Source organism: Pedobacter jeongneungensis (assembly GCF_039538295.1).
Taxonomy (GTDB): Bacteria; Bacteroidota; Bacteroidia; order Sphingobacteriales; family Sphingobacteriaceae; genus Pedobacter; species Pedobacter jeongneungensis.
The window spans coordinates 382234-402117 of record NZ_BAABBY010000003.1 but is presented as its reverse complement, the minus strand read 5'-3'; the positions used below and the strand labels follow the sequence as shown (position 1 = coordinate 402117).

Here is a 19884-nt window from a genome sequence, read left to right as displayed (position 1 = left end):
ATGGTAAACATCACCAGAAAATCCAACTCTTTAAGGATCGCTATTGCTACCGCTACCGTAAAAGTATCAAAGCAGGAAACCATCGACGCCATTGAGCAACGTAAAATACCCAAAGGTGATGTGTTCGAATTTGCACGTGCCGCGGGATTATTTGGCGTAAAAAAAACCAGTGATGTAATTCCCGATTGCCACCCGCTCCCGATAGAATACACCGCCATTACCTACGAAATTGTGGGTTTAACCATCATTATTACCGTTGAAGTACATACCATTTACAAAACCGGTGTAGAAGTTGAAGCCATGCACGGCGCCTCGGTTACTGCGCTAACAATGTATGATATGTTGAAACCGATTGATAAGGGTGTAGAAATCGAAAACATCAGGTTACTCAAAAAGTCAGGCGGAAAGTCGGATCTTAAAAATGCTAAATTCCCTGAAATTAAAACTGCTGTTGTGGTTTGTTCTGATTCTGTTTTCGAGAATAAAGCACAGGATGCTTCCGGCAAGGCCATTATTGCGCGTTTGGAACAGTGGGGAATTAATACCGCGAAATATGAAATTGTTCCGGATGAGATGGAAACGATTAGAAATAAGGCTATCGAATTAAATAAAGCGGGATTTAAATTGGTCATCTTTACCGGAGGTACAGGCCTTTCGCCACGTGATGTAACTCCTGAGGCCATTGCACCATTAATCGACAGAAATATTGAGGGCATTATGGAAACCGCCAGACGTTACGGGCAGGAGCGTATGCCTTATGCCATGCTTTCGCGTGGCGTAGCCGGTTTTATTGGTGAAACGCTTGCGCTTACCTTCCCGGGCTCAAAAAGTGGTGCAGAAGAAAGCATGGATGCACTATTCCCACAGGTTTTGCATTTGTTTAAGGTAGTAAAAGGAGAGAAACATTAAATCCCCTACTGATCTGTCATTCTGAACGCAACCTATACCAATATTCATCGCTAGTGAAGAATCTTTCAGCTAGTGGGCCTTTATAATTAAACCGGATTACAGATCCGGGTATCAACGGCAGGATCGCAGATCCTCACCAATACAAATGTCAATAATATTATACCAAACAGCAAAAAACTCTTTTGCGATAAAAAATTAAGTCCTATTTTTGCGGCATGTCGTCTAAATACAAGATTTTATACTTTTTCCAAAATTCAGATACCGCTATTCTAGAAATCCAACGCCTTGATTTGCCCGACAATGCAGATGCAGAAGCAACCTACCACTGGCTTTATTACGATAAGCTTACAGGTTCATTAATCAAATTATGGTTCAGATCGTTAGATTCTTCTACCGAAATTGAAGAACGTTATTTTGAGCAGGGTTATCTTAAATTTAATAAAACAGAGGCTACATACATCGAAAAACACAATTCGTCGCAACAAAAACTCAACAATATGGGTAACAGAGCCCCTGGTGATGAGATTAGTGCATTAATAGATAATTACCTGAAATAATTCAGGCCATTTCGGGTAATTCAGATTCAAGTTTAACCTTACTTAAAGGGTATCGTGAAGCGTGAAATGTTTTAAGGGAGCTGCAAAATTCAGGATACCATTTTTCCTTCTGCATCTTTTCTAAAAGTTGCATACAAGATAGTACATCCGCATCAGCCTGGCTAATGGCCTCTGCAACATAACTTACTACCTCCCAGATGCCCTCCATCATCAGGAACCTGAAGGTGGATAGAATGGCTGACCACTGTACTTTTTTGGCCTGTATTAAAAAAAACCTCGAAACCGGGCTGCACAACCGTTTAAAGGCCATGTAATCTTCTTCCGCACCTTCAAGATTTAAAAGTCCGTCGCTGTAAGGAAGGTTTACAATTTCTGCAGCAATTTTATCAAGGCCATGCAGGTAAATGCTTCCTGCACAAATAGAAGAAATTGATATCAACGATAAATGATCATAAATTTCGGGGTGCATTTTCAACTTACCGTTACGTACAAATATAAGTCCGCCCTTTTTTACTGCTCCCACTTGTGTGCTCATGGCCGATAGGCTTAAAAGCTCAAATTCAGCTTCAAAATTTAGCGCAGTTACAAACTGGGCCGCGGCCATAAAAGTGCCCCGATCAAGAGGTTTGTTACTAATAACAGGTTCCTGAATTGAAAAAATAGAAAGTTGCAAAAATCTTTAATTTGTTTGGTTCCGGCCGAATAGATCGACAATAACAAAAATAAAAATCCAATCCACAAAATAACTATGCAGAATGCAGTTAAAATAGTTAAAAACGGTAATCGGCTAGAAATGAGAAAGAAATTTTTTCAGTCTTTTTGTTCAGTAATTAAACCACTGGATTTAAAATCGGCTTACTAAACTCCGGGCAAAAAAAAAGCAGGACTAAATCCTGCTCAAAATCTTTTTGGGGAAGAATTAAACAACTCTTACTTTCACTGCATTAAGGCCTTTTTTGCCTTCTTGAACTTCGTATTCAACTGTATCATTCTCTCTGATTTCATCAATCAGGCCTGATGCATGCACAAAAATCTCAGATCCACTTTCTTCTTTAATGAAGCCAAAGCCTTTTTCTGAGTTAAAAAATTTTACTGTTCCGTTTTTCATTATACTGGATGTTTTTTAAATTAAAACTCAAAAATAGGATTAAAACGCAAAAACCAAAATTACTGGCAAACAAAATTGAGTTTACGGCGAAAAAAGATTTAAAACAGCAAAATCTGAATACACTAAATCGAGTTTCTCTGCGTAACTGGAGAATACCAGTTGATGGGATGCGACCTTAAGTTCATGCCATCACTTTCGATGTGATAAAGGATAATGGGCATGCTAAAATCTACAAAACGTTCTACCTGGCGGGAAAGTTTACCCAGAAAATCCATACTCGATATTCCTTCCTTTAAATGAACGTAAATTACACTGCCTGTTTTAAACTCAAAGCGCTCTACCACGCCCGGCCACTCTGCTTTTATCCTGGTGAGGAAAGCTTTGATTTTGGTTTCTTCTTTTAGATTTTCCATAAGCTTATCAGGTTTTTTGAATATATGCTAATTTAAAAAATTATTCCTGATAAGATTAAAATGTAACAGTTCCTATACATTATTTAATGGAAAATGTAAGATGGACGGTGGAATTGATTATTATGCTTTACTATTTCTAAACGCGTTGAAGCATTAACATTGCCAATTTAGTTGGAAATAACGCCACCTATTAACTCCTGGTTATTTAGCCGAAACAACTTCTATATTTCCATTTTCTAATCCTTTACCTTTAACCTTCAACGCTATTGTACCACCTTTTTTATCAGACTGTACCACCACAACCAGTTTTCCGCTGAATAATTTCATGCTTGGTTTTACAAAAGATTCTATTGAAGTGGCATCACCATTACAAACTGCTTTAAATGTTCCTGCGCCATTTACCTCAAAATTTAAGGCATTGGTGGCTGTAGGACAAGGAACTCCATTTTTATCAACCACCGATACTGTTACAAAAGACAAATCCTTTCCGTCAGCGGTAATTTCTTTTCGATCAGGCGTTAATACAATTTTGTATGGCTTTCCGGCTGTAGTAATCTTTTCTTCTGCTACAGGCTTTCCGTTGCCGTCAAGCGCTACCACTTTTAATATTCCTGGTTCGTATTTAACATCCATCCACATCAATCTGTAGCGGTTTTGCGGAGATGATTTATCTTTTTTCCGCACCCCCAAACTTTTCCCGTTTAAAAAAAGCTCGGCACTATCGTAACTGGTGTACACAAAAACTGGTGTTGTTTCACCTTCTCTTCCCTCCCAGTTCCAGTGCGGTAATAGATGTAAAGTAGGTTTTGTTTTATTCCAGCGACTTCTGTACAGGTAATAACGGTCTTTGGGTAAACCTGCAAGATCAGAAATCCCGAAATAGGAACTTCTTGATGGCCAGCTGGTATCATACGGAGTAGGTTCGCCCAGGTAATCAAAACCGGTCCAGACAAACTCCCCGATTACCCATGGTTTATCATCCTGCATTACAAAATCATCGTCAGGTACATTAGACCAGCTACAATATTCCAGATCATACGAAGAGGACTGAAAATCAGGATATTGTTTATCAAAGCCTTTTACCACCGGAAATTTATAAATCCCCCTTGAGCTTACGGTTGAAGCCGTTTCTGAACCAAGGATAAACCCCTGCGGGAAAACCTTATTGGCTTCTTCGTAAAGGTGTACCCTGTAATTTAAGCCCGGAATATCCATCAATGCGCCAAAACCCGATTGCATCGTCGCCTTCACCTGGTCCATGCCTACGGTAACCGGACGTGTAGGGTCTTCCCGGTGGAAAATTTCCTGCAACCATTTTGCCCTTTTAACTCCTTCGGCCCCGAACTGATCTGGCACTTCGTTTCCTGAACTCCACATCACAATACACGGGTGGTTTTTATTGGCCTGCACCAGGTTAACAATATCTTTTTCGGCATCGGTATTGAAGTATAGGTGGTAACCGTTTTCTACTTTAGCTTTTGCCCATTCATCAAAACTCTCGGCGAGGAACATAAAACCCATTTCGTCGCATAGCTCCAGTTGCTCAGGCGACGGCATATTGTGCGAACTACGGATGGCATCGCAACCCATTTCTTTTAAAATAGTGAGCTGCCTTTTTAAAGCTGCGGTATTAATGGCCGTCCCAAGCGGACCAAGATCGTGGTGTAAACAAACGCCCTTAAACTTTCGTACCTTACCGTTCAGGCTAAAGCCAATGCCTGCGCTGAAACTAATCGTTCTAATCCCTAATCTTGTTTTTACTACATCTTTTAAAGTGTTTCCTTCATACAAACTTGATACTGCTGTGTACAGATATGGGCGCTCGGGGCTCCAAAGAACCGGATTGCTGATTGCTAAATTCTGATCAGCCTCATTGCCAAAAATGCCTTTTGCTGTATCAATAGCCACCTGTTTACCTAAACTATCTAAAATTTGCGTTACCAATCGAATACCACTCCCTGTTAATTTGGTCTTGATGTTTACTTTGGCAAATTCTTTTTTTACGATTGGTGTGGTAACGGTAATCCCCCATTGATCGATACTTTTTTCTTCTTTAATAATCAAATGTACGTTACGGTACAAACCTGCACCCGGGTACCAGCGCGATGATTTTGGCATATTTTTAAGGTGAATGGCCAATAAATTATCATTCACTTTTAAATCATTGGTGATATCAATATAAAAGTAATTGTAGCCATAATTCCACTGCCCAACCTGTTTTCCGTTGAGGTAAACACGGGGCTCGCTCATGGCGCCATCAATTTGTAGCAAAACTTTCTGATTTGGCTTTAGCGTTGGAAGATTGAGTTTTTTCCTGTACCAACCTTCGCCTATATAGGGTAAGGCACCTGTTCTGCCTGTTTTTTCACTGGCCCTGGTTTCGTTGTTTTGGGTGATGGCGGTTACCTGCTTGTCTATTTCCTTATCGAAAGGTCCGCTGATGGCCCAATCGTGTGGAACGGTAACCGTTTCCCAGCGGGTATCATTAAAACCGGCTTCAGCAGCATTTGGAAAATTTCCTTTTGAGAATTTCCAGCCTTCATCGAGTAAGATTTCAGTCCTTTGTGCAGCGACATTTAAATAAGCAAGACTAAGTATAAAAATGGCAAAAAATAGTTTCTTCAATCGGAACATGTAATTGATGGTTATTTTAAATAAATAGATTCGATAGCAATATTGATCGGTTTAGTGCCAGCCCCATAGCCAAAAGTAATTTCGAACTTTTCGGCATTTTTTAAGTCGAATGCAGCTTTGTCTGGTGATTGATAATAAAGTGGCAAAAAGCCAGGATAAGGACGAGGGAGCAATAACTGTGCATCATTTTTAAGCTGATTTAATGGAATTTCAATCAGTTGAAAATCTTTTCCCGCAAGGATTTCAGTAGAGAATAAATGTGCATCAGTATCAATTAAGCCCACTTTAACTTTAGTGTTTTCGGTATTTGCCTTTATTTTGATGACCATTTTTTTCAAATTATTCAATTCCGAAACTCTTCCAGCCATTTTATCAGCAAAAAAACTTTGAAAACCCATCAGTTGGATACTTTTAGGTATATTGATAGATAGTTTCATATTTAAAACGGATGGATTTTCTTCCGAAATGTATTCTACTTTACTATTTCCCCAATCGGGATTATAAATATTGCTGTTTTTTCCATCTAAAGCTGCATTGAAAATTTCTACAATGGCGTCTTTAGCAGCCACATAGGTCTGGTAACTTTCCGTTTCAAGCTTATCCCAGGCATTTGGATTTCCTTTTACATTTACCGGGAAAGTGATGTAATCGCCATTTGCTTTATGAACGATGATCTGATATTTCAACAGGCCATTTTTTACCATTTCAGCAGGCACTGTTGCAGTGTATTGGTATTCCTGAGCTTTTTGCAATGGAATATTTTTCCAGCGGTTGGCAGCATTTAACTGAACAAAGGCAGAATCTTTTAGGCCTAAACCTGTAATTTCTGCGATGATTTGAAAAGCAATGTCTTCTGAAACCGTTTTTAGCGCCTGATGCTTTACAAAAACATCTCCTGCTGAAGCTTTTGGTGCAACAAATTCGCCTAAAATGATATTTTGGTAAATACTTTGAGCATTCAGGTTGGTTTTCAGGTTTTTCTTTACCAATAAATAGGCGCCGGGTGAAACGTTAAACTCATTTTTAACAGCTACCAAATTCAGCGTATTGCCCTGATTTAGGCCCTTAACAGTAAAACTGGAACCTAAATCCGGCAGGTTAATATTCATTGGCAAAGTATTCCATACAATTCTGGTTACCTCTTTTTGGGGCGATGCTTTTTCAAAAGGATCCCTGATCTGGATGGCATCCGGCATTATTTCCAAACGCCATACGCCCGCAGCCACCTGATCGATAAAGTATGCCCCCCTGCCTTCATAGTGAATAATTTTAGAGTTTCCTATCCCTGCAATATGTTTTAGTTTTGTTGCATTTACAATTTTGGATGAGGTGGAATTTGTGTAATAAAATTCTTCGGCAGTATTCATTTCGCTCAGCGAATTTTTGTAATCGATTTTAAAGGGACCAAAAGTATTGCCATTGTTTAAAGTATCTAAACGACCAAGTTGATGAAAAACCTTTGAAGCAATTAACATGCTGATTGCTTTTGATGGCGTATAAGCGAGGTTTAAATAATGAGTTTGATATTCTGTATTGGCATAAGCAGTTGCCATCGGATCGTAGGCGAACTGGGTTGCCCATTGAAAACCTGCAGCCCTGAAACTCCTGGCCATAGCAGGGTACATAACCGGTGCCATTACATCGCCCGCATCGAATTCGTACACTGCTTTAGCACGGTTTTTAAACGCCGGAATGGTATCAAAAGGTATTTTATATTTCGCCACATTCGGGAGGTAATTGCCCTGCAAGGTATGTCCGGCAACTAATCCTGTTGGGTACCATTGAAAAGTATGTCCCTGAACATTTGCTTTTACAATCGCATCGGCATACCAGGGCGATTCGCTAATGTTATAGAAAATGGGTTTAGTCCAGCCGGTACTTTTTATAGCGGCTGTCATGCGGTTAACGTATTCCGTCGCCCTTTCCTTTGGTCCGCTATGGTGAGGTTCGTTATTGATCTCTGTAGCTAAAATATCGGCGTCCTCCTGGTAAGTTAAACCTGTATAAGGATTTTTGTGTTTGAAAAACTGTTTCAGGTAATTTTCCTGTGCTTTAAAGGCTTCTTCGCTTACTACCGATTTATCTTTACCATATTTATTGGCAAAACTACCTGTATTTTCATCTTTCTCAGGATAACCGTTTCCCCAAAAGGCAATTGGCGTAACCAAAGTTTTGATTTTACGTTTTTTAAGTTCTGCAAGCAGAAAATCGAAAAGGCGCAAATGTTCGTTATTGATGAGGTTGCCTTCGGCATCTGCTATTTCCTGATCCCAAACATGTACACGGAAAGCATTTAAACCCAAACGGGAAAAATGATACACATCGTCTTTTATGGCTTGTTGGGCAGTTACGCCCATTCTTAAAATGGCCCGATTGCCATAGGCAAAAGGTGCGGTATAGTTGGTACCGAAAAAAGCAGCTTCCTTATGGTCTTTCTCCCAGCGGATTACGCCCGATACATCTACATAAACACCCTGTTTATTTTGGGCATGCGAAACCATCACCACAAGGGCAAAAGCAAAAAGAGGGAACAGTTTTTTGAGTAAAATCATAAATAAAAAATTGTTTATTAACTGCGGATTTAAAATCCTGTTGGTCGGGATTTGCAATCCCGACGCTCTAATTGCGGATTTAAAATCCGCTTCCCGCCAGGCCCGGATTACAAATCCGGACCAGCTGCCAAGTTAAGGCAGAAATGCATCCATTGCAACTGTTGGCTTACCCGAATCATCGAAGGCGCCCAATTTATAACCACTCCAGCTATTGTAAGATTGCGGCTCCCAATAAAAAACCCCTAAGCCTTTGTTATTGGGCAACGATTTATTCTTCGCGATTAAATCTTTAATAAAAGCTTTGCAGGCTACTGCTTCCGAAACCGGCATTCCCAGTTCGCAAATCATCACTTCCGATCCGTAACGCGAAACCATATCCGTCATATTGGCTAAACACTGGGTATTTTTTGCCGACCAGTCTGTAGCCGCTGGGTACATCGACATGCCGATGACATCCCATTTAGCGCCATTATTTTTTAATCCATCAAATATCCACCTAAACAAACTGTTATCGTAGCCGTTAGAAATATGCACCACCACTTTTGAAGTTGGATTTACTGCTTTTACACCATTATATCCCGAAAGTACCAAATCTGCAAAATTTTTCATGTTAACGGAGGCTTTTCCATCGTTCCACAACATGCCATTATTGGTTTCGTTACCTACCTGCACCCATTCTGGCACAATTTTATTGTTTTTCAGCACTGTTAGCACCTCAACGGTATGGTTATAAACGGAAGTTTTCAAGGTTGCAAAATCCTGTGTTGCCCATGCAGCAGGTTTATTCTGTTGTCCGGGATCTGCCCACGAATCGCTGTAATGAAAATCAATCAGCAAACGCATATTCATGGCTTTTGCTCTTTTTGCCTTCGCCAAAACATCAGCAGTATTGCAATAACCGGCAGCCGGATTTACCCAAACCCTGAGGCGAATGGTATTAATGCCCTTATCTTTTAAAATTTTAAGCAAATCCTGTTGTTCTCCTGCAGCATTGTAAAACTTCTTGCCCGCGGCTTCCATTTCGGTCAGCCAGCTCACATCGGCACCTAAGGCATAAGTTCCAACCGGATCTGGCTCCGGATAAATCTGTGTTTCTCCCTTAACTGATTTTTTACATCCGGTACTTATCATTACCAGTAATAAAGTAAATCCCAGCCATTTCATGCTGTTTATGCTTATATTTTTTAACATCTCTCGCCTATTTAATTGAATACGTATAATTTCCGTCACCAGCACTTAAATCTAAAGTAACGGTGAAAACGCCTGTTTTGGTAACCGGGATATTGATACCACCCCAGGTTGGTGCACCAGCATAAACTAAGGCACCGTTGGCATCTACTTTGTAGCTGATATCGTAACCACCATTACAGGTAAATACAAAAGTTTTGCCTGCCGTTAATGAAACGTTCGCAGCAACCCACTTGCCTGTTGTTGCATTGTAAATCAATGGTGTTGATGAAGTACTCCAGGCATTATCATCGCCAGAGATAAAGAATTTAACAGGTGTATAGGTGATCGTTAATGCATCTACATCGGCATTTACTTTCATATAAGCCGGAGCTGGTGTAAGGTACAAATTACCTCCCGTTAAGCTCATCGTAGTTGAAGTACCTCCCCAACCGTAAACCTTGCTGGCATCTTTTGTAGATACCAATTGAAAAGCATCGCCACCATAACCATCTGCATTTGGCAGATTGAGATAACCTTCGTATTTTGAATTGAATTTAGCAGAGGTTAGTACAAAACCATTAGTCCTTGCGGTTGGTGTTTTCCAGGAGTTACCACCTTTTACCATCAAAGCAGGATATTCTATGGTGGCTTTATACGGATTAACCGTCATGGTTAAACTCGAATAAATCGGTTTAATGGTTGAGGCCGTTCCGGTATTTTGGGTTACTTCTGCTTTCAATCTCACCGCTACGGTACTTACCACACCTGTTGGCAATAACAGCTGATTGGCCAGAAGCGAATTAAAATCAGCACCTGAATAAGTTTTTTCAAAAGTACCTGCAGCAAGTTTAACGATAACAGCGTTTGCCCAGGCATTTGCACCTACAGTATCTGCAGGCACATCAAATTCCAGTGAATAGGTTGGAATAACACTGGCACCAAAGTTTGCGGCTTTAAAACTAAATGTCGCAGCGTTAGCAGCATCATTCGCTGAGGTTAATACCACACTGGCGGCCGAACTTTTAAAAGCAAGGCTACCCGCACCTGGTGGGGTAACGATATTTGTACTATCATCTTTTTTGCAACCCAAAAACAGGCTGATTAAAAGCAAAGTATAGATAAGCTGAATGGATTTTTTCATGATAATTTAGATTAATAACCTGTATTCTGACGAAGATTTGGATTAGCCGAAAGATCGGTTGGCGGCAACGGATAGAGATTATATTTGCTGTTTACAGCCACACCAGCTTTAACGCCACCTTTCCAGGCCCATAAATAGGCTGCTGTGGTAAACTTTCCGAAACGGATTAAATCTGTCCTTCGGGTGGCTTCGTACCAAAGTTCACGACCACGTTCATCTAAAATAAAATCGGTGGTTAAAGCACTCGAAGTAATGTTCCCGGCTGTACTGCCATTATACGCACGGGTACGCAACTGGTTAATGTACGTTAATGCCTGTGTTAAACTACCGCCTGAGCCACCGCGTAAAACAGCTTCGGTATAAGTTAAATAGATTTCACCTAAACGGAAAAGCGGAAAATCGATATCCGAAAAGTCTTTGGCTACATCCTGATGTGGGGCCGGACCACCAGAGCGGGTTTTGTTACGGAATTTAGTGCTCGAGTAACCATCATTTGAGGTGTACAAATCGTTCACCTCCATGTTTTGTCCGGACATGTAAAACTGTGCCCTTGTATCTGTTGCGCCGGTTTTATCGGCAAAAAGATTAACAAACTGTTGGGTAATCCTTAATCCGCCCCAATCGCCGTTCGATCCTGAAACTTCTGCCGGCACGTGTGCCGGACCATGCATCAGGTAAGTGGTACCCCCAAAATTTTGGGTACTGGTGCCATCATAATTAATGGTAAAAATGTTCTCGTCGGTATTCAAGTGGTTATCGGCGATGGTCAGCTCACGGTAGTTGCCATGAAGCGTATAACCCGCAGCGGTAATTTTATTGCAATAGGTAATGGCATCTGTATATCGGGCTGTACCGGTATATACTTCTGCATTTAAATATATCCTTGATAATAAAGCCCATGATGCGGCCCTGTCTGCACGGCCATATTCACCGGCTTTTGGTGCAGCTAAATCATTTTCGATGGTTTTAAGCTCTGATTCTACATAAGCGAATAAATCTTTACGGGTAATCTGTTTGGGTAAATCCTTACCTCCTACCTCAGTGGTTTCGGTAACCAATGGCGGATTTCCATAAAGATCCATCAATACCGCATATTGATAAGCCCTGATAAAACGCGCCTCTGCCCTAAACCTGCGCACCTGATCGGCATCAGCTCCAACAATTCCTCTTTTGCTTAAATTATCATCAGAAGATTGATTGATAAAATCGTTGCAAAGGGTAATTTGAAAAAATGAACGGTAATATAAGCCATTGATGATCGAATTGATAGACGACCAGGTCATTTCGTGCAGGCCCTGGATACCTGCATCGTTTTGCCACGACCAAACGGCCTCATCAGTAGTGAGTTCCTGTAAATTCCAGTATAAACGCAGAAAATCGGAATTACCTTCATCTTTGATAATTTCTACCGGTATATCCGGCTGACCAACAGAAGCATTTCCGGTAAGTGCAAAGGCACCATACACCTTGGCCAACGATTGTTTGTAACCTGCTGCAGAGGTATAAACCTTATCAGCTGTGAGATCATTGGTGGGCACTAAATCCAGTTTGTTGCATGATGTGGTAAAAATTACCGCAGTGCAAATCAGAATAAATAATTGTAAAACACGTGGTTTCATATATTTTTTGTTAAAGCAGTTCATCATCTTAAAAATTAACATTTAAGCCTAAAGAGAAAATACGGGGTCGGGGATAGATATTGTTATCCACTCCAGAGGCAACTTCCGGATCCAAACCTTTATATTTTGTAATTACAAACACATTCTGTACGCTGGCAGTTAAGCCAAGGTTTGCTTTGGTTTTTAAGATCTGACCAAAGGAATAGCCCAGGTTAACATTATCCATTCTCAGGAATGATGCATTCTGAACATAGTAATCGCTCAGTAACTGCTGTGTTTTAAAATTGGTAGTAAGGTAATTTGGCGAGGCATTTAAAATTACGGCCGTACCTAAAATCTGATTTAAATTACCGCTTTGGCTATAGTTATTATTGTACAGGTAATTACCTAAGTTAGCCCTGAGCGTGAAAGACAAATTCCATTTTTTGTAGCTTAAATTGTTGCTAAAACCTAAAAACACTTTAGGATCTGCCTGTTTTCCTTTTTTGAAATCGTTTTGATTAATTACGCCATCCCCGTTCTGATCTACATAAACCCCCTCAATAGGGTTTCCATTCTGGTCGTAGGTCTGTTCGAACAGATTGAAAGTATTTTTAGGTCCGCCAACTGCATTAATAAACGCATTTTGACCGCCAACACCGCCTGCAATGGTTCCGCTGGGGAAACCTGCATAATTTGGATCGTTTGGCACAACCGTTAAATTGGTAATGGTATTTTTATTATAGGTAGCGTTAAAACTAAAATCCCAGTTGAAATCTTTCTCTTTTACCGGGTTAAAGTTCAGGGTTAACTCTACCCCTTTGTTTTCCATATCACCAACGTTTACCACTGCGGTTGCGGCAAAATTTGTTCCGGCAGGCTGAGGAATTAAATTCAATAAATCGCTGGTTTTCTTACGGTAAACTTCCAGTGTACCCGTAATGCGGTTATCTAAGAGTCCAAAATCTAAACCAATATTGGCTGTGGCCGTTTCTTCCCATTTCAAATTAGAAATGTACGCACTTGGACGGTACATCTGGTAAAAGATATTTCCGAACTGATAAGACGCATTTAACGAACTCAGGCCATAAGTAGACATATATCCATAGTTAGGAATTCCATCCTGTTGCCCTGTAATGCCATAACCCAAACGTAATTTCAATGCAGAAACGATTTTGTTATCCTTTAAGAAAGATTCATTTTTAATCGTCCATGCTAAAGCGGCCGATGGGAACACCCCATATTTATAGGCAGGCCCGAAACGAGATGAACCATCTCTGCGGATTGTTCCTGTCAACAGAAACCGGTCGTCATAATTATAGTTTAAGCGCCCAAAATAGGAGATTAAACGGTTTTGTGGTTTGTTAAAAGCAAAAGCCGGCGTAGCATTGGTCTGATTTCCACTGGCGTCAAAATTTGCATAAAAATACTGGGTGGTTAAATAATCATTATAAGAATAACCCGCTGTTGCATCTACCCTGCTTTTGATCGATTTAAATTCTTTAACATAGTTGAGGTAAAAATCGAGAACGGTATTTCTCCTGTTCTGTTTGTATTGATTATTTACACCATTACCAAGGCCATTTAAATTACCAACAAATGCTTCAGCTGCGTTCGGGTCGACAAAAACAGTACCTTTTCCTGAAGCTACATCATAGGCGGCGTTTAAATTAGCGTGCAATTCTGGCAAAAAGTGAAAACTATAATCGAGCTGAACATTACCGATGCTGCGGATTGGTTTAGCACGATCTTCACGTTGTTCTAACAATCCAACCGGATTACGGCCAACCAGATTAACCAATCCTGTTGGTGTAGTAGAATCCAGCCATTCCCAATAACCATTATAGTCTGATCGGTTGGTATAGGTAGCTTGCGTTGGATCGAAACTTACCGCGCCACCAATAGCGGCCGTATTTGCAAATCGCGTTTTCTGCATGCTACCTTTAAGGTTAATATCCAGTTTCAGGTGATTATCAAAAAATCTCGGGTTAAAAACAATTGCTGCTGAAGTTTTCTGCAATTGGTCGGTTCTTAAAACCCCCGTTTGATTTTGGTATCCGATGGATAAGCGGTAAGGCAATTTTTTGATTCCGCCACTAATGCTGATGTTGTTATCGGTAGAAAAACCATCCTGATAAATCAAATCCTGCCAGTTGGTATTAAAAGTACCCAACTGTGCTTTTTGAGCCGAAGTACCTTTAGCGTTTACAATTGTGCGGATCTCGTCAGCACTTAACACATCTAATTGCTTGGTTAAGGTAGAAACAGCGTTTACCGAATTAAAAGTAACTTTTAAGGCATCGCCCAATCCTTTTTTGGTGGTGATGATAATTACCCCATTTGATGCCCTTGCGCCATAAATGGCTGCTGCTGATGCATCTTTTAAAACTGTAAAAGTTTCAACATCATTGGGATTGATGAAACTTAAAGGATTTGATGCGCCCGAAACACCGCCGCTTTCTAAAGGTACCCCATCAATCACTATTAATGGATCGTTACTGGCATTTAACGATGAACCGCCACGGATCCGGATGGTGCTACCACTTCCCGGCTGACCGCTGTTCGAAGTAATCGACACCCCCGACACCTTGCCTGATAACATTTGCTCCGGCGTACTGATGCTTCCTTTTTGAAAATCTTTTACACCAACAACAGCTACAGACCCGGTAAGATCTTGTTTTCGGGTAGTTCCATAGCCTACAACAACTACATCATTTAAAGTAGATGCATCTTCTACTAAGGTGATGTTTAAGGTAGTGGTTTTAGCAACCGAAACTTCCTGAACTTTATAGCCGACTGAAGTAAATTCGAGAATACCGGCCTTTGCTGGTATTTTGATGCTAAAATTTCCATTTGCATCGGTCGAGGTGGCAATCGCTGTTCCCTTTAAGCGAACGCTTACACCTGGCAAACCTAAATTATCAGGCGCTGATTTAACAACTCCGGTAATGGTAGCCTGCTGTGCAAAGAGATATCCATGGGTAAAAATCAGTAGTAAAAGCATTAACATCCGCTTGTTACTTCTGATGAAAGATGTAAAAATGTGCATAGAATATTATGGTTAGAATTAACGATACAAATGAAGGCTTTATGGCTTTATCCGCTTTGTGCTATTGTTCATTTCTTTTGTGCTAATCGACATATTATTGGTTTTAATAGCGTATTAAGCCTTATTTTAATGCAATCGTTCTAAACGCTTTGCGTCATTCCTTAACAGTCCAACCGTTTGGAAATATCTTTTTTTTAGAACATTTTATGCATTTTGCTAACCAACTTTAATAAAGCCCGGATTTTAACCATGCACGCCGTCAATCCCAAGTGGCAGAAAAATCAAAAAAACAGTTCTCCACTGCGGTCGAAATGACGATTTATTGAAATAGATCATTGCGATTATATATTTTTCGAAACTGAATTTAAGTAAAGACGATATTCGTTAACCCTCACCCCATAAAAAAGGTTCACAAAAATCAATTATCTTTATTGCCTCAGAACTATCTCACCAAACAATCAAATGAACGCGTTAACGAGAACCATTCTCCTGCTCCTTCTAATTTTTTCAACCGGGAATATTAGCGCGCAAGGTTTAAAGTTTAAACACGTAAGCGTAGAAGACGGGTTATCGAACAGCACCATCGAATGCATTTTTCAGGATCACCGGGGCTTTATCTGGTTTGGTACACGCGATGGACTGAACAAGTATGACGGCAATCAAATCACCGTTTTCAAACATAGCAAAAACGAAAATAGCATCAGCGATAATTTCATCAGGTGTATTTTCGAAGATCAGCACCACATCTTGTGGATTGGTACATCAGACGGGTTGAACAGGTTTAATGCCGAGAAAAATAATTTTACAGTTTACAAATCTACAGACAAACAAAACCAGACCAATAATATCATTACTTCGGTTAAAGAAACGAAAGATGGAATATGGATTGGCACATACGGCGGCGGACTTAACCTGCTTGACAAAACCACGAATACCTTTAAACGATATCCATATCAGTCTGACCAACTAAAAAACAGCCGGAGAGATTACATTAACGATCTGTACTGCGATGCTGCAGGAAATACCTGGATGGCTACCGATGCCGGCATTCATGTTTTAAACCTTAAATCGGGTAGCGCAACAGCCATAAAAACATTGGAAAATGAATCTTTCAGGGTTATTAAAAAAGATCCGGATGGTTCCTTTTGGTTTGGAACGGAAGAAAACGGTTTAATCCATTACGATCCCAGCAAGAATATCATTAAAACCTATCAACATCAGGAAAAAAACAGCAATAGTATAGGCAGTAACCTCGTAAGGGCTATTGTTTTCGATAAGCAAAAAAAACTATGGATTGGAGGCATTAACGGAGGCCTGAATCTTTTTAATCTCAAAACTAAAACATTTACGCATTACCAGAACGAACCGGGAAACGTCCTTAGTTTATCGCAACGCACTGTTTCAGCACTTTTTGTCGATCAGCAGGAAAATTTATGGATCGGCACGCACCGCGGCGGGGTAAACTTATACAGTCCACAGGCAGAAAAATTTAAACTCGTGCGCCAGGAATCCAATAAAAACAGTTTGAGTTATAATGATGTGCGGGCTTTTCATGAGGATAAAGCCGGTAACATTTACATCGGAACCGATGGCGGCGGACTCGACATCTACAACAAAACAAGTAAAACCTTTACCCACCACCGCTATAATCCCTTTAACCCCAATAGTATCGGTGCAGATGCCATTCTGGATATCACTGAAATAAAAAACGGCATGTTGTTGGTCGGCACGTGGGCTGGCGGATTGAACGTGATGCACAGCGATGGTTCCTTTACCCGTTTTAACCACAACGCCAGCCCTACATCGATTTCTTCAGATTACGTCCAAAAATCCTTCGAAGACAGCAACGGAAATACCTGGGTAGGTACATATTATGGTGGCTTAAACCTTTTCGATACGCAGACTAAACAGTTTAAACGCGTTACCAGTGGGAAAAATGGCAGTAAACTGATTGGAAACAACATAGTTGCCATCAATGAAGATCAATACAAAAACCTTTGGATTGGTACCGATGACGGCGGTTTAAACTGTTATAACCTCAATAGCCAGGTATTTACCCATTATTTTATGGGCGATGGGAAAAGGCCCGATTTAAGGGTAATTTTTACCGACAACAAAGGTAATTTATGGATCGGGCAGGCTGGTCTCTATCGTTTTAACCGTACAAAAAATAAATTTGAGCTTTATACTACTAAAGCGGGCTTATCAACCGAATTTATAAAGGGAATTACGGAGGATAAAAAAGGCAATTTCTGGATTTCTACTGCCCATGGCCTCACCAGATTTAACCCTCAGTACCAAACCTTTAAAAAATACAACACCGGCGATGGTTTGCAGGGACTTGAATTTGAAACCAATGCTTACTTAAAAACAAGGAACGGAGAGATGTTTTTTGGAGGAATAAACGGTTTCAATTCCTTTTTTCCGGATGATATCCATACCAATAAATTTATCCCTCCCGTCCATTTAACGGAGTTTCAGATCTTTAACCAGAAAATACTTCCCAACGCAGAAGGATCTGTATTAGAAAATGATATCAGTTATACCAAAGAAATTAAGCTGGATTATGACCAGGCTTCGATATCGTTCCGTTTTGCCAGTTTAAATTATGTAGCCAACGAAAATAACAACTATGCGTATAGGTTAGAAGGTGAAGATAAAGACTGGATTTTTGCCGGCCATGCCAAGCAGGCCTCTTACACTAATCTCGATCCCGGCACCTACACGTTTAGGGTCAGGGCATCAAACAATGACAACGTTTGGAACACGACAGGCACAGCTGTAAAAATTATCATCTCTCCTCCTTTCTGGGCAACCTGGTGGTTCAGGCTCATCGTTATAGCCACTGCGCTATACTTAACCTATTTAGCACTCAGTTTTAAACGCAGGCTGGAAATCAGAAAAATAGAGGAAGAAAAAAGAGAAGAAATCCACCAGACACAGCTTCAGTTTTTCACCAATATTTCTCATGAGTTCCGTACACCGCTTTCATTAATTTTAGGGCCGATTGAGCGCCTGCTGAAAGAAGACATGCAAGAAAGTTTCCAGAGTTATTACAATACCATTCACCGCAACGCCAACCGCTTATTGAGGCTCATTAACGAACTGATGGATTTCAGGAAAACGGCTTCGGGTGCTTTAAAACTCAATGTAGTAAACGGTAACCTGAATCTTTTTATTGATGAAGTGGCTGAAGAGTTTTCGGAAATGGCAACTGAAAAGGAAATCCGTTTTACCGTAGAAAAAGAGCACCTACCCGATGATGTTTGGTTCGACAGACAGGTGATTGAAAAAATTATCCTTAACCTGATTAATAATTCTATTAAATACACTAAAGCAGGCGGAACGCTTAAACTTCAGGTATTTACCGATCTAAGCCATTATAAACCTGCTTTCGAAAACCAATTGGTGGTTAAAAGTGATTATGAAGCCAGTTCCTACATCTATTTCCGCGTGATTGATAGTGGTATCGGGATTTCGAAAGATTCCATCCAGCATTTATTTGAACGGTATTACCGGATCACCGAAACGCATTTGGGATCAGGCGTAGGCCTTGCTTTCGTAAAAAGTTTAACATTGTTGCATAAAGGATTGATTCAGGTATCGAGCCAGCGGAATGAAGGAACCGAAATTATTATCGGTATCCCGGGCAGCAAAGCAGATTATACGCTAAGCGAACAGTTCAGTCAAAACAGCGAACCCGGAGGCACCCGTTTAGAAAGCATCAGCTATCGCTCAGAAACTGAAATGCCTCAACCAGCAACCGAACAAACACCTGCGGATACCACAACGCATATTCTTTTAGTAGATGACAATGAAGAGCTGAGGGCATTTTTAAAAGATACTTTAAGCCCCTTTTATTCTATTTCTGAAGCTTCGGATGGCCATTCAGGACTTGAACAGGCCCGAAAAGATCTGCCTGATCTCATTATCAGCGATGTGATGATGCCTGGCATGAACGGAACCGAATTTTGCCAGCGCATTAAGGAAGATATTGAAACAAGCCATATTCCATTTTTAATGCTTACCGCTAAAAACAGTGTGGAAGCTGAAATTGAAGGTGCCGAATCGGGTGCTGATCTTTATTTCACCAAACCCATCAACATTAACCTGTTGCTGCTTACCATCAAAAATATTTTTGAGCAAAGGCAAAAATTGAAGGAACATTACCTGAAAAATAAGGATACCGAACCCAAAGCACTTGCCCATTCGGAAAAAGACAAGGCATTTTTAACTAAACTGCTTTCTATCATTGATGCCGAAATGGTTAACCCTGAACTGGATATCGACTATTTATGTAAAGAAATCGGTATGAGCAGAACCAAGCTTTATCAGAAAATAAAATCGATTACAGGACAATCTATTGGAGAATTCGTCAGATCGGCACGGCTCAGGAAGGCCATAGAGATCATGAAAACCGAGGATGTGCTGATGACGGAAGTAATGTACCGGATTGGTATCCAGACACAATCGTATTTTACAAAGGCTTTTAAGAAAGAATTTGGAGTAACGCCTACAGGTTACATGCAGAATTTAAAATCTTAAGATAGGTTATTAGAAATTTGTCAAGCTGAGCGTAGTCGAAATCGACTGTCTGTCCAGTACACTTAAAAGAAACTTTACAGGATCTCAAACCTTATTTTTAGGATTAAATAAAAGTAAAAAAGCCCTTCAATCCTGAGAGGGCTTTTTCATAGTCGTCTATCCCTATAAGTAGGAACCCAAAACTAAATAATGCGTTTAATATTTTTAG

The 19884-nt window shown here is 40.4% G+C and carries 12 protein-coding genes; 3 read left to right on the top strand and 9 right to left on the bottom strand.

The window, feature by feature from the left end; genetic code table 11:
• Positions 1 to 909, top strand: a complete 909-nt coding sequence (gene moaCB / locus ABD769_RS07615; RefSeq protein ID WP_344850811.1) for a bifunctional molybdenum cofactor biosynthesis protein MoaC/MoaB — start codon at positions 1 to 3, stop codon at positions 907 to 909.
• A gap of 215 nt (positions 910 to 1124) precedes the next feature.
• On the top strand, positions 1125 to 1466 hold the full coding sequence (locus ABD769_RS07610) for a hypothetical protein (RefSeq protein ID WP_344850810.1): 342 nt from the start codon (positions 1125 to 1127) through the stop codon (positions 1464 to 1466).
• A gap of 1 nt (position 1467) precedes the next feature.
• Here the strand turns inward: ABD769_RS07610 and ABD769_RS07605 are convergent, their stop codons facing one another.
• The 9 genes from ABD769_RS07605 to ABD769_RS07565 form a co-directional block, all read right to left on the bottom strand.
• On the bottom strand, positions 1468 to 2001 hold the full coding sequence (locus ABD769_RS07605; RefSeq protein WP_344850809.1) for a hypothetical protein: 534 nt from the start codon (positions 1999 to 2001) through the stop codon (positions 1468 to 1470).
• 384 nt (positions 2002 to 2385) lie between these two features.
• Positions 2386 to 2574, bottom strand: coding sequence for a cold-shock protein (locus ABD769_RS07600; RefSeq protein ID WP_025142821.1), 189 nt, complete (start codon positions 2572 to 2574; stop codon positions 2386 to 2388).
• Positions 2575 to 2696: 122 nt separating this feature from the next.
• A complete protein-coding gene (locus tag ABD769_RS07595) occupies positions 2697 to 2987 on the bottom strand; it encodes a hypothetical protein (protein ID WP_344850808.1) in 291 nt (96 codons plus the stop codon).
• Positions 2988 to 3188: 201 nt separating this feature from the next.
• A complete protein-coding gene (locus ABD769_RS07590; protein ID WP_344850807.1) occupies positions 3189 to 5612 on the bottom strand; it encodes a glycoside hydrolase family 2 TIM barrel-domain containing protein in 2424 nt (807 codons plus the stop codon).
• Positions 5613 to 5632: 20 nt separating this feature from the next.
• Positions 5633 to 8173, bottom strand: a complete 2541-nt coding sequence (locus ABD769_RS07585) for a membrane or secreted protein (RefSeq protein WP_344850806.1) — start codon at positions 8171 to 8173, stop codon at positions 5633 to 5635.
• Between the two features lie 132 nt (positions 8174 to 8305).
• Positions 8306 to 9364, bottom strand: a complete 1059-nt coding sequence (locus tag ABD769_RS07580; RefSeq protein ID WP_344850805.1) for a glycoside hydrolase family 53 protein — start codon at positions 9362 to 9364, stop codon at positions 8306 to 8308.
• Between the two features lie 7 nt (positions 9365 to 9371).
• The gene (locus ABD769_RS07575; RefSeq protein ID WP_344850804.1) at positions 9372 to 10484 is read right to left on the bottom strand and encodes a SusE domain-containing protein; all 1113 of its coding nucleotides are present in this window, start codon (positions 10482 to 10484) and stop codon (positions 9372 to 9374) included.
• 11 nt (positions 10485 to 10495) lie between these two features.
• Positions 10496 to 12103: a RagB/SusD family nutrient uptake outer membrane protein gene (locus tag ABD769_RS07570; protein ID WP_344850803.1), complete on the bottom strand. Its 1608-nt coding sequence runs from the start codon at positions 12101 to 12103 to the stop codon at positions 10496 to 10498.
• Positions 12104 to 12131: 28 nt separating this feature from the next.
• Positions 12132 to 15131 (bottom strand): SusC/RagA family TonB-linked outer membrane protein, encoded by a 3000-nt coding sequence (locus tag ABD769_RS07565; protein ID WP_344850802.1) that lies wholly within the window; start codon positions 15129 to 15131, stop codon positions 12132 to 12134.
• A 462-nt stretch (positions 15132 to 15593) separates the two neighbouring features.
• Between ABD769_RS07565 and ABD769_RS07560 the strand changes: the two genes are divergently transcribed.
• Positions 15594 to 19676: a hybrid sensor histidine kinase/response regulator transcription factor gene (locus ABD769_RS07560; RefSeq protein ID WP_344850801.1), complete on the top strand. Its 4083-nt coding sequence runs from the start codon at positions 15594 to 15596 to the stop codon at positions 19674 to 19676.
• Positions 19677 to 19884 lie beyond the last annotated feature (208 nt).

Coding starts and splice junctions, on each gene's coding strand:
- moaCB (WP_344850811.1), top strand. CDS start 1: ATGGTAAACATCACCAGAAAATCCAACTCTTTAAGGATCGCTATTGCT.
- ABD769_RS07610 (WP_344850810.1), top strand. CDS start 1,125: ATGTCGTCTAAATACAAGATTTTATACTTTTTCCAAAATTCAGATACC.
- ABD769_RS07605 (WP_344850809.1), bottom strand. CDS start 2,001: ATGAGCACACAAGTGGGAGCAGTAAAAAAGGGCGGACTTATATTTGTA.
- ABD769_RS07600 (WP_025142821.1), bottom strand. CDS start 2,574: ATGAAAAACGGAACAGTAAAATTTTTTAACTCAGAAAAAGGCTTTGGC.
- ABD769_RS07595 (WP_344850808.1), bottom strand. CDS start 2,987: ATGGAAAATCTAAAAGAAGAAACCAAAATCAAAGCTTTCCTCACCAGG.
- ABD769_RS07585 (WP_344850806.1), bottom strand. CDS start 8,173: ATGATTTTACTCAAAAAACTGTTCCCTCTTTTTGCTTTTGCCCTTGTG.
- ABD769_RS07580 (WP_344850805.1), bottom strand. CDS start 9,364: ATGTTAAAAAATATAAGCATAAACAGCATGAAATGGCTGGGATTTACT.
- ABD769_RS07575 (WP_344850804.1), bottom strand. CDS start 10,484: ATGAAAAAATCCATTCAGCTTATCTATACTTTGCTTTTAATCAGCCTG.
- ABD769_RS07570 (WP_344850803.1), bottom strand. CDS start 12,103: ATGAAACCACGTGTTTTACAATTATTTATTCTGATTTGCACTGCGGTA.
- ABD769_RS07565 (WP_344850802.1), bottom strand. CDS start 15,131: ATGCACATTTTTACATCTTTCATCAGAAGTAACAAGCGGATGTTAATG.
- ABD769_RS07560 (WP_344850801.1), top strand. CDS start 15,594: ATGAACGCGTTAACGAGAACCATTCTCCTGCTCCTTCTAATTTTTTCA.